This is a genomic window from Desulfatiglans parachlorophenolica (genome assembly GCF_055394735.1).
In genome coordinates this window covers 5,637,326-5,658,066 of the sequence record NZ_AP042460.1, presented here as the reverse complement: position 1 = coordinate 5,658,066, position 20,741 = coordinate 5,637,326, and the positions used below count along the sequence as shown (strand labels likewise).

Genomic DNA, 20,741 nt, shown 5'->3' with positions numbered 1-20,741 from the left:
CTTGATATTGGCCAAACCGGAACCCGCCGCGAAGCGGTGGGACTGAGCACCCGAAGGGTGTGAAGAAAAATCCTCATTTCCGGATTGGAAACTGGGTTCTACCGGGAAATCATTTCCGGATGGATACTCGTTTAGAGGAACGGGCGGCGCATCCCGGGTTTCACCCAGGCCCTGCGGTTCGGGAGCCCGGATATCGGCGAAGGAGACAACCAACTTTAGCATCGAGGAGGTTTACCATGGGAGAGGTCACAAAGATCCGCACGGCTTGCCGGCAGTGCCATGGGGGCTGCGGGGTCATCGCCCACGTCAAGGACGGCAAGGTCATCAAGGTGGAGGGGGACCCCGATTCCCCCATCAGCCACGGCACCATGTGCAGCAAGGGGTTGGCGGTGACGCAGCTCGCCTATCACCCGGATAGGATCCTTCATCCGATGAAGAAGACCGCGAACGGTTGGCAGCGCATCTCCTGGGACGAGGCCCTGGACACCATCAAGGACAAGTTCCAGGCGGTGATCGACCAGTTCGGGCCGGAGCATATCGTCGTCGGCCAGGGGACCGGGCGCGATTACGAGAGCCACCTCTACCGCTTCGCCAACCAGCTGGGGACGCCGAATGTCCTCACCGCCGGGCACATGTGCTATGTCTCCCGGGTCGCCTCCACCCTGATCACGGTGGGAAACCTCCCCATCTGCGACTACGCCGGGGGGCCCAAGTGCATCGTGATGTGGGCCTGCAACCCGCAGTGGACGAACCCCGACGAGTACAAGGGAACGACCTTCTGGAAGGCCCTCAGAAACGGCGCCAAACTGATCTGCATCGACCCGCGCAAGGGGTTCGTCGCCAACAAGGCCGACTTGTGGCTCCAGCTTCGGCCGGGGACGGATGCGGCGCTCGGCATGGGGTTCCACAGCGTCATCATCGAGGAGGAGCTCTACGACAAGGATTTCGTCGAGCACTACATCCACGGCTGGGATGCCTTCAAGGACCGGGTCAAGGACTATCCCCTCGACAAGGTGCAGGACATCACCTGGGTGGACAAGGAACTCATCCGCAAGGCGGCCCGGATGTATGCCAAAACCAAGCCGGCCTGTATCCACTGGGGGGTTCCCACCGAGCAGACCAACAACTGCGCCGACTGCACCCGCATCCTGACGGGCCTGATGGCGGCGACCGGCAACCTGGACGCCCCGGGAGGGAACGTCCTCTTCGTCAATCCGCCGACCCGCACCGTCGCCGAATTCTCGCGCCACAAGGACCTCTCCCCCGAGCAGCGCGCCAAACGCCTCGGGGGCGACCAGTACAAGCTCGGCGCCCGCGTGGCCTTCATCACCCCGAAGGTGGCCTGGGAATCCATCCTCACGGGAAAACCCTATCAGCTCAAGGCTGGGCTTCTGTGCGGGACCAATCCGGTCATTACGCGGGCCAACGCAAGGGAGGCCTACGAAGCGCTCAAGCAACTGGAGTTCCTCGCCGTGATCGACTTCTTCATGACGCCGACCGCCGATCTGGCCGACATCTTCCTGCCCGCTGCAACCTGGATCGAGCAGAACCACGTCGCCGACAACTGGAAACGGCACGGCTTCGTACTCGCGCGCCAGAAATGCGTGGAGATCGGCGAGGCCTGGCAGGACCACAAGATCTTCATGGAACTTGGCAAACGCATGGGACAGGAGTGGTGGGACACCGTCGAAAACGCCCTGGACTACCTCCTCGAACCCTCGGGTCTAAACTGGGAGCAGTTCAAGGAAAAGGGCTACCTGCAAGGGGAGATGGTCTACTACAAATACAAAGAGCGCGGCTTTTCCACCAAGACCGGGAAGGTGGAACTCTACTCCGACACCCTGGATAAATGGGGATTCGATCCCATTCCCAAATACACCGAACTCCCCGAGAGCCCGGTCTCCACGCCCGAACTGCTGGACAAATTCCCCTTCATCCTGAATGCGGGGCTCCGCACCCCCACCTTCTTCCACTCCGCCAACCGCCAGATGCCCTGGCTGCGGGAGGTCCGCCCGGATCCGATCGTGGAGATCCACCCGGAGACAGCCAAGAAGATCGGCGTCGAAGCCGGCGACTGGGTCTGGATCGAATCCCCCAGGGGCCGGGTCATGGAGCGGACCAAGATCAACGACGGGATCCACCCGCAGGTGATCGTGGCCGAGCACGGCTGGTGGTTTCCCGAGATCAAAGAGGTTGGGCACGGCTGGGAGATCTCGAACATCAACCTCCTCACGGACAACTCCCACGCGAGCATGGACCCCGCAATCGGGTCCACGAACCTCAGAAACTGTCTGTGCAACGTCTATCCGGTCAAGGAGGGGGAAGCACGCATCCCCCAGTGGAATGGATGACGGCAGGTCGAGGGCCCGAATGGAACCGGAACACCTTCACACCAAAACCGAAGAGGGCGCGCCCGTGTGGCGGGATCCGCTGACGGGCCTCGAATGGCAGTGCCGCTCGCCCGGCGAGATGGACTGGGCCTCAGCGCAGCGCTACGCTGAAACGCTTATCCTCGATGGAAAGAACGACTGGCGCCTGCCTACGGCCAGGGAGTTCGAGACGCTGCTCGACCGGACGCGGTATCGGCCGGTCATGCGGGAGGAAGTCCCCTTTCGGGACGATCGGTCCTACTGGTCCGCGACCACCTTCGGGGCAGACACAAAGAACGCCTGGATCGTGATGTTCGACGGCGCCTACGTGCTGAGCTACTCAAAGGAGAACGCCTACCATATCCGGTGCGTCCGGCGGCAGGCGGCGGCCGGGCCCAATGATGACGCAGAAAACCCTTTCCAAAGGGCAACGAAATAGGAGGCAAAGATGAACAAGGTCTCGTTGATGTTTGTGAAAAAGGACTGCATAGGCTGCCATGCCTGTGAAATCGCCTGCAAACAGGAGCACGGCCTCGGTGTAGGGCCGCGGCTCGTGCGGGTGGTCGAAAACGCCCCCGTTTTCACTCCGATCTATTGTCATCACTGCACCAAGGCCCCGTGCGTCGAGGCCTGCCCTGTGGAGGCCATCTCCCGCAACGCCCAGGGCATCGTACAGATCGACAAAGAGGCCTGCATCGGCTGCCGGGAGTGTCTGCAGGCCTGCCCATTCGGCGCCATGCAGTTCGACGTCGAACATGAAACAGCCGTCAAGTGCGACCTGTGCATCGAGAAACTTTCACGCAACGAGGCGCCCGCCTGCAGTTCGGTTTGCCCCACGGGCTGCATCATCTGGGGAAACACGGCCAAACGCCTCTCGGAGCGCGCCGCAGTGATGCCTTAACCGCCCGGGCGGCCCCTGTAAAAGAGGAAATCGCCATGGCATCGAGCGAAAGGTGGTTCCGCCCTCGCGTCCCATCGCTTTTGCCGGACGTCGAACGAACATCGAACGGCAGGCTGCCCGATGCTCCAAGCCGGCAGGATCTTTCCAGGGGCCCTTTACCGCATCGACCATGAGGCCCGGGAGATTCAGGGGCTTTCCGCTGAATGCCCTCTCAAACATTAGCTGCGGACCCCACAATCTCCATAAGGATCCCCAAGGCCTTCGGATGCCAGAAAAATATCTGAAGGTAAACATACGAGGAATCTCCTCGCATCTTTATGGTGGATATTTTACCATCGTGTGGTAAAATATCCACCATGTTTACGCGAAACATCACCACAAAAATCCTGGAAGCCCTCTCCGATACGCCTGTCGTTTTCCTGCGCGGAGCGCGTCAAGCTGGAAAGAGCACCCTCGTCAAACGCCTTGCCGAAGGCCCCCGCCCTGCGCGCTACGTAACGCTCGACAACGCCGGGGTCTTCTCCGCCGCAAGCAGCGATCCGGTCGGATTCATCGCCGGTCTGGACAAACCCGTCGTCATCGACGAGGCCCAAAGAGTTCCTGATCTCTTTCGGGCCATAAAGGAAGACGTGGACCGCGAACGCGTTCCCGGCCGCTATCTGCTGACCGGTTCCGCCGACGTCTTGACCCTGCCGCAGGCGGCCGACTCACTGGTCGGCAGGATGGAGGTCCTGACCCTTTGGCCGCTGTCCACAGGAGAACTGAAGAGTCGTGGTCCATCCAGCAGCATAACGGCCTCTTTTCAGGGAGACCTTTTTACCTCTCTCATCCCGGATCCCCATTTCGATCTGGCGGCTATTCTGGTTCGCGGCGGTTTCCCCGAGCCTGTGCAGAGGGCCGCTCCCCATCGTCGAAGGGCCTGGTTCGAATCCTACATCACCACGATCCTGGATCGAGACATCCGGGATCTGTCCCAGATTCAGGACCTCGCGGTCGTCCCGAAGCTCATCCGGTTCCTTGCCGGACGAACGGCCTCCTTGCACAATCAGTCCGAGGTATCACGAAGCTGCGGAATTCCGAACGCCACCCTATCCCGCTACCTGGCTTTGCTCGAGATGACCTTTTTAGTTCACTTCCTCCCTGCGTGGTCCCCCAACCTCGGAAAACGTCTCGTCAAGACCCCCAAGATTTTCATGGTAGACAGCGGTCTTTTGTGCCATTTACTCGGTATGGACGAAGACGGGCTCCGGCGGGGAAGCGAGGCAGTTGGCAGGATCTTCGAAAACTTTGTTGTCCTGGAACTGCTCAAACAGACATCCTGGGCCGGGGAGGCCCTGCGGCTCTACCATTTCCGCTCCCACGCCGGGCAAGAAGTGGATGTCGTCATCGAAAACGGCAGGGGAGAGGTTGTAGGTGTAGAGATCAAACTTTCTGCAACCCCCTCGCCAAAGGATTTTTCGGGGCTCAAGATGCTGCGCGAACTCCTCGGACCCAAATTTATCCGCGGCCTCCTGATCTACACAGGGAAGGAGATTGTGCCGTTCGGGAAAGACTTGCACGCCATCCCCGTCTCGGTCCTGTGATGTCCAATTATCCGGGCACTCTGTCTAGAGGGTATGGTGATGATCATTTTTATTCAGTGCCCGCTGATTAAATTTATTCAATGAGAATCTGTAGAAAAGTCAAATGGTTGAAAAAATAAGACAGGACGTGCACACCCGCCCTCTGAACATCACGCGGATTGTCCTTTTCCACGGCAGTGGATGCCTCGAGCCGCCCATTTCGGCCGTTTTTCCACCGGCTATATTTGTCCATCTTTTGACCGGCGTTCATAGAACCCGGTTTTCAATCCGGAAATGAGAATATTTCTTCACACCCTTCGGGTGCTCAGTCCCACCGCTTCGCGGCGGGTCCCGGTTTCTTCACACCCTTCGGGTGCTCAGTCCCACCGCTTCGCGGCGGGTCCCGGTTTGACCAATATCAAGGGAATCAAGCGCTTGCGCTCAGGCGACCTGCAGGTCGCAGCACAAGCAAACGTGCAGATTGACGCCGATATTGGCCAAAAAGACCCTTTCCGGATGGGAACCAAATAATTGATTGACCCCCCGCCCCCGCTGAGATACATTCTAATTTGCCAGAAAATGGACTTTGGTTTCACATTGCGAAACATGGCGTCCATAACCGGACGCTCCCCGATCCCACCCAGACATAAGAGGAATCCCCCATGGCATCGCTCGAAAGACTGTTCCGCCCGCGCTCCATCGCCGTTGTCGGGGCGTCGAACGACCCCTACAAGGCCGGCTACCAGATGGTTTACGCCCTCAGGAACTTCCCCGGGGCGCTCTACCCCATCAATCCCAAGATCGAGGAAACCCAGGGGTTTCGCGTCTATCCCGATTTCAAGTCGATCGGGGAGCCGGTCGACCTGGTGATCCTGACCATCCCCGCCAAGGGGAGCGCCGCGGCCCTGCGGGAGGCCGGGGAGGCGGGTGCAGGCGCGGCGATGATCATCAGCGGCGGGTTCGCGGAATCGGGCGCACCCGGCAAGGCGGCGCAGGAAGAGCTTCTTTCAGTCTGCCGGACCTACGGCATCCGGCTGCTCGGCCCCAACGTAGCCGGTTTCGCCAACCCGCGCGCTGGCGTCCCGGCCAATTTCACCCCGTGGATCAGCGGGATGAGGCCCGGGGACGTAGGGGTCGTCTCCCAGAGCGGGGCCATGAACCTCATCCTGTGCTCCGTCGTCCACGCCCAGGGGCTCGGCATCAGCGTTGCGACCGGGATCGGTAATGGCCCCGACGTCTCGGCCGCCGATGTGGTCGACTACCTCGCCGACGACCCCGACACCCACGTCATCGCCATGGCGCTCGAAGGGGTGAGCAACGGCCGGCGGCTCTTCGAGGCCGTCTCCCGCGCCACCGCGAAAAAACCCGTCGTGGCCTTTGCCGTCGGCCGTGCGGACATCGGTGAGTTCGCCGCCTCCCACACGGGCAACCTGATCGGCTCCTACGCCCTCAAGTGCACGGCGCTCCGTCAGGCCGGCGCCGTGCTGACGGATTCGAGCAACGACCTGATCGACGCCGCCAACCTGCTTTCCAATGTGCGGCTGGCCCCCAAGGCCGACCCCGGCGTGGGACTCCTGAGCGGGCAGGCCGGGCCGGCCATGATCATCGCCGACGAACTCCGGAGCCATTCCGTGAACCTCCCCCGGCTGGCGCCCGAGACCGTGCAAAAGATCGCGGGCCTGATCCCCCCAATGACCTTCATCCAGAACCCGGTCGACACCGGGCGGCCAAGCCCCACCTTCAAGGGCGTGCTGAAGGCCATGTCGGACGACCCCTCCGTCGACGTCCTCGTCGTCTTCGCGATCCACGAGCCCGCCGTCATCGACCCGGTGGCCCTCTTCAAGGCGACGAAGGACGCCCTCCCCCAGCCGGTGATCTTCGGCACGGCGGGCTTCCCGGAGGACCTGGCCCCGGCGCTCCATGACCTGAAGGCCCTCGCCATACCCGCCTTCGTCTCCCCGGACCGCACCGCGCGGGCCGTCCGGGCGCTCGTCGAGGATGCCAGGCGCGCCCATCGCAGGCGAACCCTCAGTGCCGCCCCGGCCATTCCATCGGTGACCCCCTTCGGCGACGCCCCGGACGAGGCCGAGATCAAGGCCGCGCTGGACCGGATCGGCATACCGACCCCGCACCGCGCGGTCTGCAAGACCCGAGACGAGGCCCGGATCGCCTTTGCCCGCCTCCAGAAACCCTGCGTCGTCAAGGTCCTCTCCCCATCCATCCTCCACAAGACCGAGGTGGGGGGCGTGCATCTCGACATCCGCACCGACGACCAGCTCCGCGCAGCCCTCGACCGGATCGACCGCATCGAGGCCGCGGGTGAAAAGCGGTACCTGATCGAGGAAATGGCCCCGGAGGGCCTCGAACTCATCATCGGCGGCACCCGCGACGCGAGCTTCGGCCCCACGGTCCTCCTGGGCCTCGGCGGGACGGCGGCGGAGGCCCTGGGCGATGCCGCCATGCGCCTGGCCCCCATCGCAGCGGCGGAGGCCCTCGACATGCTCGGCGACCTAAAGGGCCGCGCCCTCCTCGACCGCTGGCGCGGCGGCCCCCGGTACGACCAGCAGGCCGTGGCCGATGCCGCAGCCAAGATCTCGCAGTTCCTCGTTCAGCACCCCGAGATCAAGGAACTCGACCTCAATCCGGTCCGGGTCATGGAGCACGGGCTGCTGGTCCTGGACGCCGCGTTGGTCGTGGAAAGGTGATCCCCAGACCGGTGATCGAAGGAAAAGGGAGGCTTTTTCAAGAAAATAAGTCCATGTTCACCGATGCGAGGAAAATGAAGGGAACCCGCTATTACGCGCTTCCATCTTGCCCATATAATTGTTAAAGTACATTTGAACGCTTTTTCCCACGAATCACAGAAAGGGAAGAAATATGGACTGGCACTGCCATATACATTCCGATCCAAATGTAATGGTTGGCAAACCAATCGTTCGCGGCACCAGACTTTCGGTCGATTTTATCCTGAATCTTTTTGCTCAAGGATGGACAGAGCAGCAGATCCTGGATAACTACCCTACCCTCAATCACGAATCTTTGCGCGCTGTTTTTTCGTTTGCAGCAGAATGCACGCGTGATGAAAAATTATTTTCAATTCCCTTTAATTCCTGATAATGCGCTTTCTCACTGACGAAAATTTCCCCTTGGGAAGCATTAAATTTCTACGCAAGTCAGGGCATGACGTAGCCGCCGTCATCGAAGATTCTCCCGGCGCGAAAGATCATGAAGTTCTAACACGCGCTTCGCGCGAGCAGCGCGTTATTCTGACTTTCGATAGAGATTATGGTGAACTTATCTACCGTCGAAACCATTCAATAACTGCCGGTATTATCTATCTGCGCTTTATTCCCGAGACACCGCTGGAGCCAGCCGACTTCATCATTAAACTGATGCAAATACCAGATTTATACCTTGAGGGGCGCTTTACGATTGTCGAACGAACCCGAATCCGTCAGCGACCTCTATTACTCTCGATCCCGCCAAAAAACTAGTTTCACAGCATTCTGATCTACACAAGGAAAAAGCTTGGCCTTTCGCGAAAGACGTTCAGTCCATCTCCGTCTCGGTGCTTTGACAACACCTCAAAGCCCATTTGCCGGGCTGGTTCGCTGCAGCAATGCAAGTGCGGAAGGAGGGCTTTCCAAAATCTTGTCTTTGCCTGCCGGTTCAGCTATGATTCAACGATGCGGACACTTCAAGCCATAGGATTCGACCTGTTCAACACGCTGATCACAGTGGAGCCGAACGCCCTCCAGGTCGCTGTCGGGCGTCTGGCCGGGAGCCTCACCGAGAACGGGTTCCCGATAGACGAAGCGAGATTCAACGAGGCCCACCGCGAAGCGGCCATCCGCTTCATCGCCGAAACCCGTGTGACCGGGCGCGAAACGCACAACCGCTTCTGGATCAGCGCCGCCCTCCAGGCCGTGGGGTTCGAGGTCGATCCAGACGACTCCCGCATCGCGCAGGCCATCAACGCCTATTTCTCTGCCTTTCACGAATCGGCCCGACTGATCCCCGGCACAGCCGAGATGCTCTCCGAACTCCGCCGCCGCTACCGCCTGGGGCTTCTTTCCAACTTCACCCACGGGCCAGCCGCCTGGAAGATCATCGATTCCCTCGGCCTTACCGAGCACTTCGACACCATCCTCATATCCGGAGAACTGGGCTACCGCAAACCGCATCCGCTCGTCTTCGAACGTCTGATGGAGGAGCTCGAGGTGGAGGCCCAGGACCTGATCTACATCGGCGACGACCCCGAGCCCGATATCGAAGGCGCCTGCCAGGTCGGCATCCAGCCGGTCTGGACCACCTACGTCTGGGACCGCAACATCCCCTTCGCCCCGGGAATAGCCACCATCAAAAACTACCAGCCCAAGCGCGAGGTGCCCCGCATCTCCGAGTGGAAAGACCTCCTCGTTCTCCTCCAAACCGACGGCACCCCCGACTCCTGCCCGCAGCCAGATCGGGAATGATGCCATCGATCGTCTGCGAACCAAAAGGATGAAAAGCGGGTTGGCCCCTCACCAGCCCATGATCCCCGAACCTGCTGGCATCATGGCGTTTCGGCAGCCGGCCGGGGCCGAATCACGTCCTCCGTCTTCCGAGGAGGAATTGCACGCCTACGAGCAGCATCAAAAACCCCAAGGTTGAGACACCCCACCAGGACAACGCCGGAACCTTCAGGGACTCTTCGAAAGGCGCCGGAACAAGGATCCAGCCGTCCCCTCCTGAATCCCATCCGTCGCCCCAACCCGACGGGTCCGGTGAGCCCAGCGCATCGCCCCCGGGAACGTGTTCGCCTATCCCCCAACCCGCACCCGGCTCACCGTAATCGCTCATGAATGGAGGGCCACCACCGCCTTCCGGAAGCCAGAGGATCCAGCCGCCGCGGCTGATCGCCATCCGACCGAGGGCCCCATGGTATTCGAGCCGGATGAGATATTCGGTGCCAGGCACCAGCCACGTGCTCTGGTCCGCGGGGTCGTCCGCCTCGAGGAAAAGCGATCCCTTTTCCGGATCGATCCGCCATCCCCAACCGGAGAGGGCAGCCGGCAGTTGGACCGAGTAGTGCCGGGGATCGAGATCCCTGAAACCGGTCAATTCGATCTGGGAGCATCCATAGGTGGCGGCCGGGTAGGTTGGATCCAGGGCGATGCAACGCCCGTTGGGGATGAGGAGATATTCGATGCCCCAGCCGTCCGGGAGGAGTCTGCTCGCCATGACGGCGCTGCTCCGGCCGTGCGCGATGACGAAAACCACGACCGAATTGCCGGCGTCCATATCGTCCGCGGCTTCTCTGAGGGCGCTCAGCAGATTGCTCTTGGTTCCCGCCCCTGTCAGCCAGGGAGCCGTCTCCCCCGGAGGGGCATTCCCATCCGAGAAGAGGGTCGTAACGGCCTCCCCTGGCCAGCCGTAACCCTGCATGAGCAGGCTGCGGCCGGCGGCGATGGTATAATACCAACTGCTGCGGTAATAAGGATTGTCGGTTGGCATTCCGCTGAAAAGGATCGCCCGGTCCCCCGCCTTGTAGCGCAGGTCGCCGCCGCCGGCTCCACCCGTGGAGGCGAACTGCGGGAACTCGACGCCTCCCCAGGACCATGCCTGCCCCTCGGTCACCCGGACCGTATCCTTTGCCAGAGCAAATGCCTTTTCAAAGGTGGGCGGCGATCCTGTCCCGTCCCAGTCGAAGGCATCGAGGTAGTCATCATGAAAGGCCCCCTCGTCCGAAACACCTGTCAGAAAATCGCACATCGAAAGACCGAACCCATGCCAGAGATTGGCCGTTACCACAACGGCGCGGTCCAGTTGCACCAGGTCGTCGATGAATCCTCCCGAAAAACAGCTGCCGGTCGAAAACATCAACACGCCCTTCAACCCCGCCACCGCGGCATGGACCTCGCTGTCCCAGATCATGACCTGCTGGTAATCGCGGAAAGCGCTGGGCTGATTCACACTGTAATCGTTGTACATAGCCGACGCGTCTGTCCCTAATGCCGAAAATAGACCCGCCACCGCCAATGACCACACCACCCGCCCTCTCCTCATGCGCTCCCTCCCATTATCGGCCCTTTCCAATTCAGGGCCGTCCCTTCCCGGACCGGCCTCCAAAGAAAGAGCGCCATCATCGCACCTGTAAATACTTCAATTCATTTCCATCCGGAAATAATTTCCCGGTAGAACCCAGTTTCCAATCCGGGAATGAGGATTTTTCTTCACACGCTGCGCGTGCTCAGTCCCACGCCTGCGGGGCGGGTCCCAGTTTGGCCAATATTTAGGAAATCAAGCGTTTGCGTGGAGGCGACCTGGTGGTCGCCGCACAAGCAAACGTGCAGATTGACACCGAGATTGGCCAAAAAGACCATTTCCGGGTGGAAACCAATAAAAATCTGATCCTGTAGCCATTCGTCAAACGGATTGGGGTCATCGTCCAGATACGTTCTCGAATGCGGAAACCTGATCTACATCTTCAGCGTACTCATAGTAAAAAGAGGGAAGAAAAGGAAGCACGAAAGATTCTGTAGGGGTATTAAGCGACGCGCTGAGTAGCCTTCAGCAATATCACGGGGCAGGGTTGCCTGCGCGAACCGGTGTCGATCGATGGTTGTGAAACGGGAGTTACGGATGTCATCTAGAATGGGAAGCTTTTACCGGACCTGACCGATGAGTGCTCGGATGGGGCTGCCGGGCGGTCGACTCGAGTCTCTACGGCCCGTAATAAAACAGGAATCGACCGCCCTGTAGATTCATGAACGGGGAAAGGTAAAAGGCGTCTCCAACTCCTCGCCGGAGCGCCCGCGGGCAATCCTGCTGATGGTGGAAGGATGGACGCATGCATGCTTCGCGATTTCTTTCAGGCTGTAGCCGAATTCCCAGCGAGCCCGGGCAATGGCCTTGTTCCGGCGCTCTTTGTCTACCGGACCCTGCGGGGTAAAGAGTGCCTCAAGACTCGGCCGCCTGCCCGAACCGCTGAACTTAACGGCCCGTTTCAGCCCGACTCCACTCCTCAACATCCGTCTCACAGCGCTGACGAAATGCTCGCAGCCCAGGATGCAGCGGTCTTTCAGGTCTTCGGAGGGAAAGCGGGCCCCGATGCCGCTCTGAACGTAAAGCGCATAGCGGCACATTGCCTCCCGATCGTCGCCCCCGAAATGGAGCAGGACCCAGTCCATATCACAAAACTTTGGCGCAGGACCATCCCCGCCTTCCACCATGAAACTGCTCCAGGGGTATTCCCCGGGCCTTTCCACGAACCCTCTCCTTACCGGACTCAACACAACATACCGGCAGAGTTCGAGAAGATACCTCTTCTTCTCGATCAGAATCGATTGGTAGCGACGATGAAACAAAGGGCCTTTTCGCCCGTGTCGGCGGTTGAATTGCTGGGTATACACGCCGTTCAGCTGGCGCATGCCCCGTGAGAGGTTCCCTTTGGGCGTTTCGGCAACTATCTGGTATTGATCGTCCATCAAAGACCAAGCATAGCACTTCCACCGGTACATCAACACGACGTCTTTGAGGATCAGGAGGAAGGTTTCGAAATCGCCATCTTCCTTAAAAATACTCTGCCGTCCTCCTGCTCTCGAGCAGATATAGTAGCAAGCACCAGGATACTCTATTCTCGAGGCCCGTCCCATCACCCCTCGAAACCGACCGCGGGCAAGACTCAGGACTCCCGGTAAAATTTACGCGCGAGACTGTTCACAATCTGCTGCGACATGGCGCTGATACCCGAAAGGCTGTAGCTGCCGGTCCTCGATTCGGCGCTGATGATCACGCCGCTCTCCACTTCTATAATCCGCGCGTCCAGACTGATTTCGTTGTTCATCAGGGCCGCGCTTCCCACAATGATGGCATCCGCATTGTAAATCTTTCCGATCTCGATGGCCTTCGAGGTATCGATGATCCCCGTCTGGCCGAGTTCGAGTTCGCTCACCACTTTGGTCAATTGCTCGCGCTCGATGGTCTTGAAGGCATCGGAATTCACCAGAGCGGTGGTGATCTTTTCACAAATCATTTTCCCGAGGTTGACTTCAGCAGCCTCGGGCGTCGTGTTGGAAAAATCCAGCACCGCAATCGAGATCTTCTCCCCTTTCACCTCCGGCAGGTCCACAGTAACCGCTGCCGGCACAGTAACCGTCGTTTCCTGCCCCTCCACCTGGACAAGCGGACCATACATCCAGCCCTTGGATCCATCGGGCAGTTCGAGGTAGTACCATCGATCCTTCTTTCCGAGCAGCCTCAGTCTGTCGCCGGGCGAGGCCTGCGAGAGCTTCGCGCAGCTGGTACTTGCGCCGCTCCGCACATTTACAACCTTTTTCACCCGCCCGAACCCCTTGATCTCTTCGTCGGGAATATCCGAGCAGAAACGCTCCGAAGAGCCCGTTTTTCCTGCGGCGGCAGCCTGTGGAGGAGGGATGTAGACAGCAGCCGGTTTATTCTGTTCGACCTGCAAGGTGCAGAGTTTATTGACCTCGTTATCGACGAGGTAGGTGACCTTCACGTAATCCCCTGTACGGGGCAGTTCATCGCCGAGAAATTTCGTGAGGGGGTCCGATTCGAACCGCTTCGTCCCGCTTCCGTCTGCGGAGCGGATCTCTACATACCCGGTGTTGAACAGTTTTTCGATCTGATAGGATGTAACCCGTCCTTCAAAGGAATGGGCCCCCTGCCGGGCAATCAGCTTGTTCGCAACGCAGCCGCAAGCAACCGATAGAAGTGCCGTGAACACCACGATGAAAAGCGATGCCGCCACAGGCCGGCCTTTGCGCGCCTGCCACTCCCGGCAGCCTCCGGCCTCTCCGCTTTGAAACGCCATAATTTCCTCTTTCCCTTCCGCAAATGCTTTACAAATCCATCAACGCCTTCCCGGCATCCGGGTTGGCCTGCACCACCTTTTCCTTCAATTCCTCACTCTTGACGACCTCACGCAAACGCTCGGGCGGAGCATCCGCCACGAGCTGCAGGGGAGCCCCTTCTTCAAGAACCTCCTCGAACGGTTGCCGCAGACTCGAGGAATCGAACGCTATCCGAAGGATATCTCCATGTTCCTCGGTGATATGAAAGGCCCCCTTGCCGAACTTCCGGTTCAAGGGCCCAAGAACCGCATCCTCCACAATGTTTGAAAAATGCTCCCTGCTGCCCGCAAATTCCACATCGAAGACGGTTTCGCCTCCCGCCAGAAACTCCTTGAAATTCACGTTCAGCACGGCCCGCACCCCGATCAGCTCCTTTTTCAGCATCTTCGCAAGGCTTCGGTCTTCAAAGCCGCTCACGATCATGAGGATCTCATGCGAAGGCCGCATGATGTGGCTCTTGAAAAGGTCCTTTGAAAAGATCTCCCCTATCTGCTTTCCCACCTTCAGGACAGCCTCGTCCTCGTTGTTGTACATGACCCCCCGCGGGGGCTGAAAATTTTGGGCGAAGATAATCTGCGAGGTGTGGTTGTCGACCGCCTCGAGGGACCAGGCGGTCAAGAGCGTAGTCTGCACATCGATTCCAGCGATGTTGATTTTGGGAGATTTTCTGAGGTTCACCATACCCGTAACGGAGATATCGCTCGCCTTGCGGATGAATGTCGAGGCCAGCTGGCCGGGATATCCCTGAGAGACCATCATCTTGATGCGAGCGTCCTTTTCTTCGAGCGCCTTCTTCTCCGAGATCACCCGGTATCCGAAGCGCATCAGCGCACCGGTGATCTCGGTGTTGCACGTATGGCATTCCTGCCGTTCGCCGCTCTCCGGAGACTCCACCAGGATGCCGACGCTGACCACCGGGTTGCCCCTCTCCTTGATCAGAAAGGAGCGCTCCTCCCCGGACAACTGATTCACACTTTCGCTCAACGGCTTCGCAAATATCTCCGCCTTGATCCAGACATGGTAAAATCCGTCCGCCTGAACGCCCCCGTTCACCACTTTGAGAACGGATTTGATCAAGCCGTCGCTCTTGGAGATCAGACGATCCGAGACCAATGCATAGTTTTCGACAACCGTACGGCTGCTGACAAAACACCCGACAGCCTTTTCCACGGCCTGCCCCTTGGCGTCACGAAGCGCCTCATCGTAGGCAATGCTCTGATCGCGATAGAAGTTTGGATCCGCAAGGCCTTCGGCGGAAACCACGATCGTGGGGACGGGGTCCGCACCAGCTTGGGCAGGGCAGGCTAAAAGAAGGGTAACCGCACTCAATACGCTAAAGATCTTCCAGACTCGATGCATCCCGGACCTTTTCTCCTCCGCCCGGCACGAGGGTCGAGGGCGGCGTGTCAACCCCTTCGCCGCGCAGGCCGACCGTAGGCGAGGGGCCTCCCAGACCCTTCAGAATGCGGCCGCAGAAATCCTTTCTCACTTTTCCGGCAATCTCCTCCGATCGTTTTTCCAGGTACAGGATCACCGTTGATCCCTCATCCAACCCGGCCGTCCGGTCCGTCAGTCTGAAGACTGAAAGAACGGCCCCGGAATCCCTCGCAACCATCCGGCACGACACCCCGACAGAGACACTCCGGAGATTGGTCTTGAGATGACTGACCGCCCTGGAATTCACCCCGACCTTCACCATCATCAGCAGGTCCGCATCCAACGCATCGGCAGCCTGCAGCGCAGCCACCTTGTCACCGGAAAAAAGTAGCTGCCGTTGCGCGTCGCTGATGGCGCTCTGCACAACGTTTCTGTCAATGATCCCAAAGCCGATTTCATAAAGGATATCTTCGATCAACCCCTGAACCTGGCTCTCCAAATCGCTACCGGAATCGGCCTCGACCAAGACGGCTACCTTGGACGCCTGTGCGGCGGTCGAGCACGCCTCGGTCCAGGGGATCTCCTCCGACGCACCGCCGACGCGGAGTGAAACGACCAAGAGGCAAATCATGCAGCCGCACAATCGGGAAAGAAGAAGCAGCCGTGATCTCAGCATACCTTGTTGCACCCTTACCAATCTGAACACCATGCTCCGCCGGGACTTCTCGGATCCAGCAGGCGCATCCCGCCGCAAACGCCTGCCGGTAAGGGTTTATCTGCTCGCTCCCCCTTCGAGTTTTTCAGGGGGGGGAGGCGGCGCCACGGGTTCACCGACCTTCTGGCCGCCGACCGGAACAGGCAGCGCCTGGAGTGTGGTCCGTGGGGTAGCCGGCGCGGCAACCATCTCTCCGCTTTCGCCCTGCTCAGGTCGAGCCAACTCGTCTGTCTGGGCTCCCCTGCCTTCGACCTCCATGATGTTCGGCCCCTCGTATACGATCCGCTGCCCAAGGATGTCCTTGACCTTGCGCAGATCCAGCTGAAGCTTCACAAAGGCATTCCCGCCTTCGTCCCACCCCCAGCCCCTGTCCTTGTCATCGATACCGGGATTCGGGATGCTTGCCCCATAGACGGCTGCACAGACCTCGGAGTGGTTGATATCCTTGGTAAGGATAAAATTCTCCATCTCGCTGTAACTGGAGATCTTTTCCCCAACCAGAGTCTCCGCCATCTCGTCATAGGCATTCAGAAGCGCAGCGCGCAGCGCCATGAGGGGGGGCCGCGATTCAGGGGTCATCGTCCCGAAGCCCATGCCTTGAACCACAACATTGTCATAACGTTTCATGTCGCCCACAATCGTTTTGACATCCCCGAGCTTGACCGATCCGAATGCGAAAGCGACATCCTTCTGAGGATCGTAGATCACCTTCTCGACCACAATCCCTTTCACCAAGGCATCCGCCCTTTCCTTCACCTGGTATTTCGCTTCCTCGGTAAGCCCCATCTGGCTCTTGCTCATGACCTTATACCCTACCACGGACTCCATCAGATTCCGCTTCAGGTCTTCTTTGGCCATCTTCTCGCTCATGAGCTGCCTGTTTCCAGCCGAGGCGGACGTCCACAAGAAAACAGAAAACATCGTCACGCAAGCAAAAACGAAGATCCCTCTAGCCCCATTCCTTGTCATAATTCTCCTCCAAGAATGCTTCAGTCGTTGCCGTTATCAGCCCCCTGTCGTTCCACGCCCCAGAGCGACCGCAAACCGCTCCTAAAACTTGCTCGGATCGATCGCGGCTCCACCGCCCTGAAACGTCTTTTCCTTTTTCGGAAGAGGCACCTGGGGCTTCCTGTATTTTCTGTTGCAGTCATCCGTGGCAAGTTTGAGACCGTCCTTCGCAGCCACATAGGCTGAATCCAGTTGCAGCGCACGCTGGTATTCCGCCATCGCTCCCTTGCAATCCCCGTCCGTTCTCAAGATCTCACCCAAGCAGAAATACACCTTGGGCAGGATACTCCCCAGGCTCTTCGCGGCCTCCAACTGCTCCCGCGCCTGTGAATATTTCTGGAGGTCGTAATACAGCACGCCCAAAGCTTCCCGCGCCTTCAGATATTGGCTGTCGAGCTTGATGCATTCCTTGTAGGCGGATATCGCATCGTCCCAAGCCTGTTTTTTCTCGTAGCACTGCCCCAGATAGAAGTAGGCGTCTATATAAGAGGGATTCTCGGCGGTCGCCATTCCGAATTCCCTTATGGCGTAATCATAGTTTGCAGCCTTGAAATACCGCATCCCCTGGTTGAAATAATCCTCGGCCGTAGGCGCAGGCGCCGGCGGGGGCGCGCTCTGACACGCACACAATAACAACAAGGCCACAACCACAACCAAAGACAGACCCACCTTCTTTTTGTCATTTGCCCTCATCTGACGACCTCCTTGCTCGTATGATCCCTTTCGTTCATAAACAACGGCCGCAAACTATAAGCCAACGAAAAACCACAAAAAACTACCCACCAAGGTCCGTTCGAACCGCTTGCAGACGGACCCTTTCAAGATGGAAACACCTAATTCGTTTCCATCCGGAAATGGTCTTTTTTGCCAATCTCGGCGTCAATCTGCACGTTTGCTTGTGCGGCGACCACCAGGTCGCCTCCGCGCAAACGCTTGATTTCCTTGATATTGGCCAAAAATCTTCATTTCCGGAATGGAAACCGGGTTCTATAGGGAAATCATTTCCGGATGGACACTAGTTGACATACTTTCTATATGCGCGTGAAGATCATATAGATCAGCGAATATGTGTTTGAATCGTTCAGGTTTTGGACGATAGGATCAAGAAAGATCTATGTCAAGCAAAAAAAATCCACTTACCAGACCATGCAGTGCCATGTTTTGCATTGTGATACCTACAAACCATGTTATTGACTTGAAAATATCTCATTGATCCATTCCAGGAGATAGAAAATACCTACCTCTTTAATGGAGCAGTTATCGTCCGAAGAGATCTATGAGTGCCGGGTCTTGCATCATGCTATCCTTCTTTCTTCGCCTCTCACAGCCTTCATGTGCCTATTAGCCCGGCTTCGACTGCCCCCCTTTTTCAAGTCGAGTATCCGCCTCAAGGCGATCGGCCAGGTGGTACGCATCAAGACCATCGAGCTCGCGTGGCGGCTGCCGTATCCAAAATCGCATAGAAATCTGTTCAGCACCGCAAGATCAGAGAACCGGACCTCGCGCCCTCCGGCTCATCGGGTGCCACTAATGGCTCTGGATGATGTGATGGTGGGAAACAGAGAATACAGGGTTGCCCATCCGAATGATTAAATAGATGAGTCTTTTGAGTGTGGGAAATTTCTCTTGCACTCCTCGCGCAGGGAAAGGGGGCGGTGCCTCTTGGGAAAAAGCTTTTAAATCCTCGGCTCAGCCGATATCGTCTCCAAGCTTCGTCGCCGCTACGTCCTTCGAAGCCTATCGAGTTTCACCATTCTCCTCCAAACCGACAGCACCTCCGACTCCTGCCCCCCCTTGGAAGGCGAATAGCCCGCTGAACCAAATCGGAATGGCCTCCCGCAGGCCGATGCCCCAATGGCAGCAGTCGAAGAGGACATTCCACAGCACGCCCGCATCCGACACCGTGTACGAACGCCCCCACTCTGTCAAAGCGGCCAAACCCAAAGGAGCATCGGCACGCCGATGCAGACCACCAGGATATCCGTCGGCAGCCCCATCCGCCAGTAATCCCCGAAGCCAAAACCCCCCGGGCCCAGAATCAACGTGTTGTTCTGATGTCCGACGGGCGTCAGGAACGCGCAGGACGCCCCGATGGCGACTGCCATCAGGAAGCTGTCGGCGTTCACCCCGAGCTGGACCGCCGTGCCGATCGCTATCGGGCACATGACGGCCGCCGTTGCGGCATTGTTCATGAAATCCGTCAGAATCATGGTCCCCATCAGGATAACGGCCAAACCAGCTACCGCATCCCCTTGCACGACATACTCGAGAAGGAAGCGCGCGATCATATCAGCCGCCCCCGTTGACTTCATGGCATCCGCCACCGGCAGCATCGCCCCGAGAAGGACGACCACGGGCCAATCCACCGCATCATAAATGGAGCGGACCGGAATCACCCCGATCACGACGAAGGCCAACGCCCCGGCCGCGAAGGACACCGCCGCAGGGAGCACCCCGAGAGCGGCAACCCCGATCGCAGCCGCCATAACGAGGGTGGCTGTCAGGGCCTGCCCCTTCTTGGGCACTCGGATGTCCCGCACAGCGAGCGGCAAACACCCGAATTCGGCGGCAAATCCCGACAAAGCCGGCGGCGTCCCCTGCATGAGAAGCACATCCCCGGCCTGGACCGCAGTGGACCGCAGGCGTTTGACCGAGCGCCTGCCATGGCGCGAGACAGCCAGCAGATTGATCCCATATCGGCTCCGGAGATCGATGTCGGTCGCCGAGCGTCCGACCAGGACCCCTTGTGGCATGGCAACCAGTTCCCGGATGACGATCTCGCCGGATTCCGACTTCCGCCCCTTGCTCTCCTCCGCAGATCCTTCTTCCCCCTCCTTCCCGTTCTCCTCCCGGTCCGCCCCTTCCCCCAGCGCCTTGTCCTTCCGGTCCACCGGCACCTCTTCTTCGAGCTTGAGACCCAGGCTCGAAAGGGCCGAAGCGAGCGATTCGGGCTCAGCCTCGATGATGAGGATATCATCCGCCCGCAGGATGCGCCCGGGATTCGGTGCGGACAGATGGAGGTCATGCCGCACCATCCCGACGATCTGAGCATCGGCCTCGTCAAGGTCATGTTCCACCTCACGCAGGGTCTTCCCGACGGCCTTGCTGTCTTCGAGGATGCGGACCTCGCTCAGATATGTGCCGGTTTCGAACCCTTCGGCATCCGACTGTTTTCTCATGGGAACCAGCCGCCACCCGATCAGCCCCACGAAAAGAACCCCTACGACGGTAATCACCAATCCCACCGGGGTGAAATCGAACATGGCGAACCCCCCCGCCCCCGACTCCGCCCGGAACCCCGAGACGATCAAATTGGGCGGCGTGCCGATCAGGGTCGTCGTCCCCCCCAGAATCGATCCGAAGGCAAGCGGCATCAGGAACTTTCCCGGCGGCATGCCCTGCCTCCCCGACATCTGAATCGCCACCGGCATCAGGAGCGCCAACGCCCCGACGTTGTTCATAAAACCGGACAATACAGCCGCAAGGCCCGTCAGCGCCACGATGCTCAACGTCGGACCGCCCGCTTCGGGAGGATCCTTTGCGCCAGCGCATCGACCGCTCCCGTGGCCTGGAGCCCGTAGCTTAAAATCAACACACAGGCCACCGTGATCACAGCCGGATGCCCGAACCCGCAAAAGACCGCCTGAGGCTCCACCAGCCCCAAGACCACGCAGGCGATCAAGGCGCCCAGGGCAACCATATCGTGCCGCCACCGCCCCCACAGAAACATCGCCATCGTCGCACCTATGAGCCCAACGATCACAACCTGATCCTGTGTCATCATCCCTCCCGCAGACGGGGTGAACCGATCGAATCTCTTTATCTATTCGTCGGGAATATCCGAAAAGAGCCCCTCCGAAGAACCCGTTTTCGCGGCGGCGGCAGTGTGATGAGTCTTTTGGCTTGACGTTCATTTATCCGGCCGATCCGGCCCCATTCCATTCCCGCGCC

General features: G+C 59.0%; 18 protein-coding genes and 1 pseudogene. 10 read left to right on the top strand and 9 right to left on the bottom strand.

All coding sequences use genetic code 11. The annotated features are described in order from the left end of the window. Positions 1 to 236: 236 nt before the first annotated feature. The 9 genes from ACZ500_RS26290 (at position 237) to ACZ500_RS26250 (ending at position 9,307) form a co-directional block, all read left to right on the top strand. On the top strand, positions 237 to 2,351 hold the full coding sequence (locus ACZ500_RS26290) for a molybdopterin-containing oxidoreductase family protein (protein WP_464230396.1): 2,115 nt from the start codon (positions 237 to 239) through the stop codon (positions 2,349 to 2,351). A gap of 19 nt (positions 2,352 to 2,370) precedes the next feature. Then, entirely contained in the window at positions 2,371 to 2,808 is a 438-nt protein-coding gene (locus tag ACZ500_RS26285; protein WP_464230395.1) for an Lcl C-terminal domain-containing protein, read from the top strand. A gap of 9 nt (positions 2,809 to 2,817) precedes the next feature. After that, positions 2,818 to 3,270: a 4Fe-4S dicluster domain-containing protein gene (locus ACZ500_RS26280; RefSeq protein WP_464230394.1), complete on the top strand. Its 453-nt coding sequence runs from the start codon at positions 2,818 to 2,820 to the stop codon at positions 3,268 to 3,270. A 356-nt stretch (positions 3,271 to 3,626) separates the two neighbouring features. Further along, positions 3,627 to 4,853, top strand: a complete 1,227-nt coding sequence (locus tag ACZ500_RS26275) for an ATP-binding protein (protein ID WP_464230393.1) — start codon at positions 3,627 to 3,629, stop codon at positions 4,851 to 4,853. Between the two features lie 273 nt (positions 4,854 to 5,126). Continuing rightward, positions 5,127 to 5,363: a hypothetical protein gene (locus ACZ500_RS26270; protein ID WP_464230392.1), complete on the top strand. Its 237-nt coding sequence runs from the start codon at positions 5,127 to 5,129 to the stop codon at positions 5,361 to 5,363. A 131-nt stretch (positions 5,364 to 5,494) separates the two neighbouring features. Then, positions 5,495 to 7,537 carry an acetate--CoA ligase family protein gene (locus tag ACZ500_RS26265; protein ID WP_464230391.1) on the top strand — a complete coding sequence of 681 codons (2,043 nt, stop codon included), beginning with the start codon at positions 5,495 to 5,497 and terminating at the stop codon, positions 7,535 to 7,537. A 211-nt stretch (positions 7,538 to 7,748) separates the two neighbouring features. Beyond that, positions 7,749 to 7,946, top strand: coding sequence for a DUF433 domain-containing protein (locus tag ACZ500_RS26260; protein ID WP_464230390.1), 198 nt, complete (start codon positions 7,749 to 7,751; stop codon positions 7,944 to 7,946). 2 nt (positions 7,947 to 7,948) lie between these two features. Continuing rightward, positions 7,949 to 8,326 (top strand): DUF5615 family PIN-like protein, encoded by a 378-nt coding sequence (locus ACZ500_RS26255; protein WP_464230389.1) that lies wholly within the window; start codon positions 7,949 to 7,951, stop codon positions 8,324 to 8,326. 192 nt (positions 8,327 to 8,518) lie between these two features. Continuing rightward, positions 8,519 to 9,307, top strand: coding sequence for an HAD family hydrolase (locus tag ACZ500_RS26250; protein WP_464230388.1), 789 nt, complete (start codon positions 8,519 to 8,521; stop codon positions 9,305 to 9,307). A gap of 112 nt (positions 9,308 to 9,419) precedes the next feature. Here the strand turns inward: ACZ500_RS26250 and ACZ500_RS26245 are convergent, their stop codons facing one another. From ACZ500_RS26245 to ACZ500_RS26210, 8 genes are all read right to left on the bottom strand, one after another. Beyond that, positions 9,420 to 10,880: a hypothetical protein gene (locus ACZ500_RS26245; RefSeq protein WP_464230387.1), complete on the bottom strand. Its 1,461-nt coding sequence runs from the start codon at positions 10,878 to 10,880 to the stop codon at positions 9,420 to 9,422. A gap of 167 nt (positions 10,881 to 11,047) precedes the next feature. Next, complete coding sequence (locus ACZ500_RS26240; protein ID WP_464230386.1) at positions 11,048 to 11,197, bottom strand: hypothetical protein; 150 nt, start codon at positions 11,195 to 11,197, stop codon at positions 11,048 to 11,050. Between the two features lie 381 nt (positions 11,198 to 11,578). Continuing rightward, entirely contained in the window at positions 11,579 to 12,469 is an 891-nt protein-coding gene (locus tag ACZ500_RS26235) for a transposase (RefSeq protein ID WP_464230385.1), read from the bottom strand. A gap of 29 nt (positions 12,470 to 12,498) precedes the next feature. Further along, positions 12,499 to 13,650, bottom strand: a complete 1,152-nt coding sequence (locus ACZ500_RS26230; protein WP_464230384.1) for a FlgO family outer membrane protein — start codon at positions 13,648 to 13,650, stop codon at positions 12,499 to 12,501. A 28-nt stretch (positions 13,651 to 13,678) separates the two neighbouring features. Then, entirely contained in the window at positions 13,679 to 15,049 is a 1,371-nt protein-coding gene (locus ACZ500_RS26225; protein ID WP_464230383.1) for a hypothetical protein, read from the bottom strand. Further along, positions 15,024 to 15,743: a hypothetical protein gene (locus ACZ500_RS26220; RefSeq protein WP_464230382.1), complete on the bottom strand. Its 720-nt coding sequence runs from the start codon at positions 15,741 to 15,743 to the stop codon at positions 15,024 to 15,026. Before ACZ500_RS26220 ends, ACZ500_RS26225 begins: the two co-directional genes overlap by 26 nt. Positions 15,744 to 15,839: 96 nt before the next feature. Further along, positions 15,840 to 16,652, bottom strand: coding sequence for a hypothetical protein (locus tag ACZ500_RS26215; protein ID WP_464230381.1), 813 nt, complete (start codon positions 16,650 to 16,652; stop codon positions 15,840 to 15,842). A gap of 180 nt (positions 16,653 to 16,832) precedes the next feature. Then, positions 16,833 to 17,483, bottom strand: coding sequence for a tetratricopeptide repeat protein (locus ACZ500_RS26210; protein ID WP_464230380.1), 651 nt, complete (start codon positions 17,481 to 17,483; stop codon positions 16,833 to 16,835). Positions 17,484 to 17,644: 161 nt separating this feature from the next. On the opposite strand from ACZ500_RS26210, the gene ACZ500_RS26205 reads away from it, so the two are divergent. Then, positions 17,645 to 17,809 (top strand): hypothetical protein, encoded by a 165-nt coding sequence (locus tag ACZ500_RS26205; protein WP_464230379.1) that lies wholly within the window; start codon positions 17,645 to 17,647, stop codon positions 17,807 to 17,809. Positions 17,810 to 18,715: 906 nt separating this feature from the next. Here ACZ500_RS26205 and ACZ500_RS26200 read toward each other — a convergent pair. Beyond that, positions 18,716 to 20,571 (bottom strand): annotated as a pseudogene (locus ACZ500_RS26200) (SLC13 family permease). Between the last annotated feature and the right edge of the window lie 170 nt (positions 20,572 to 20,741).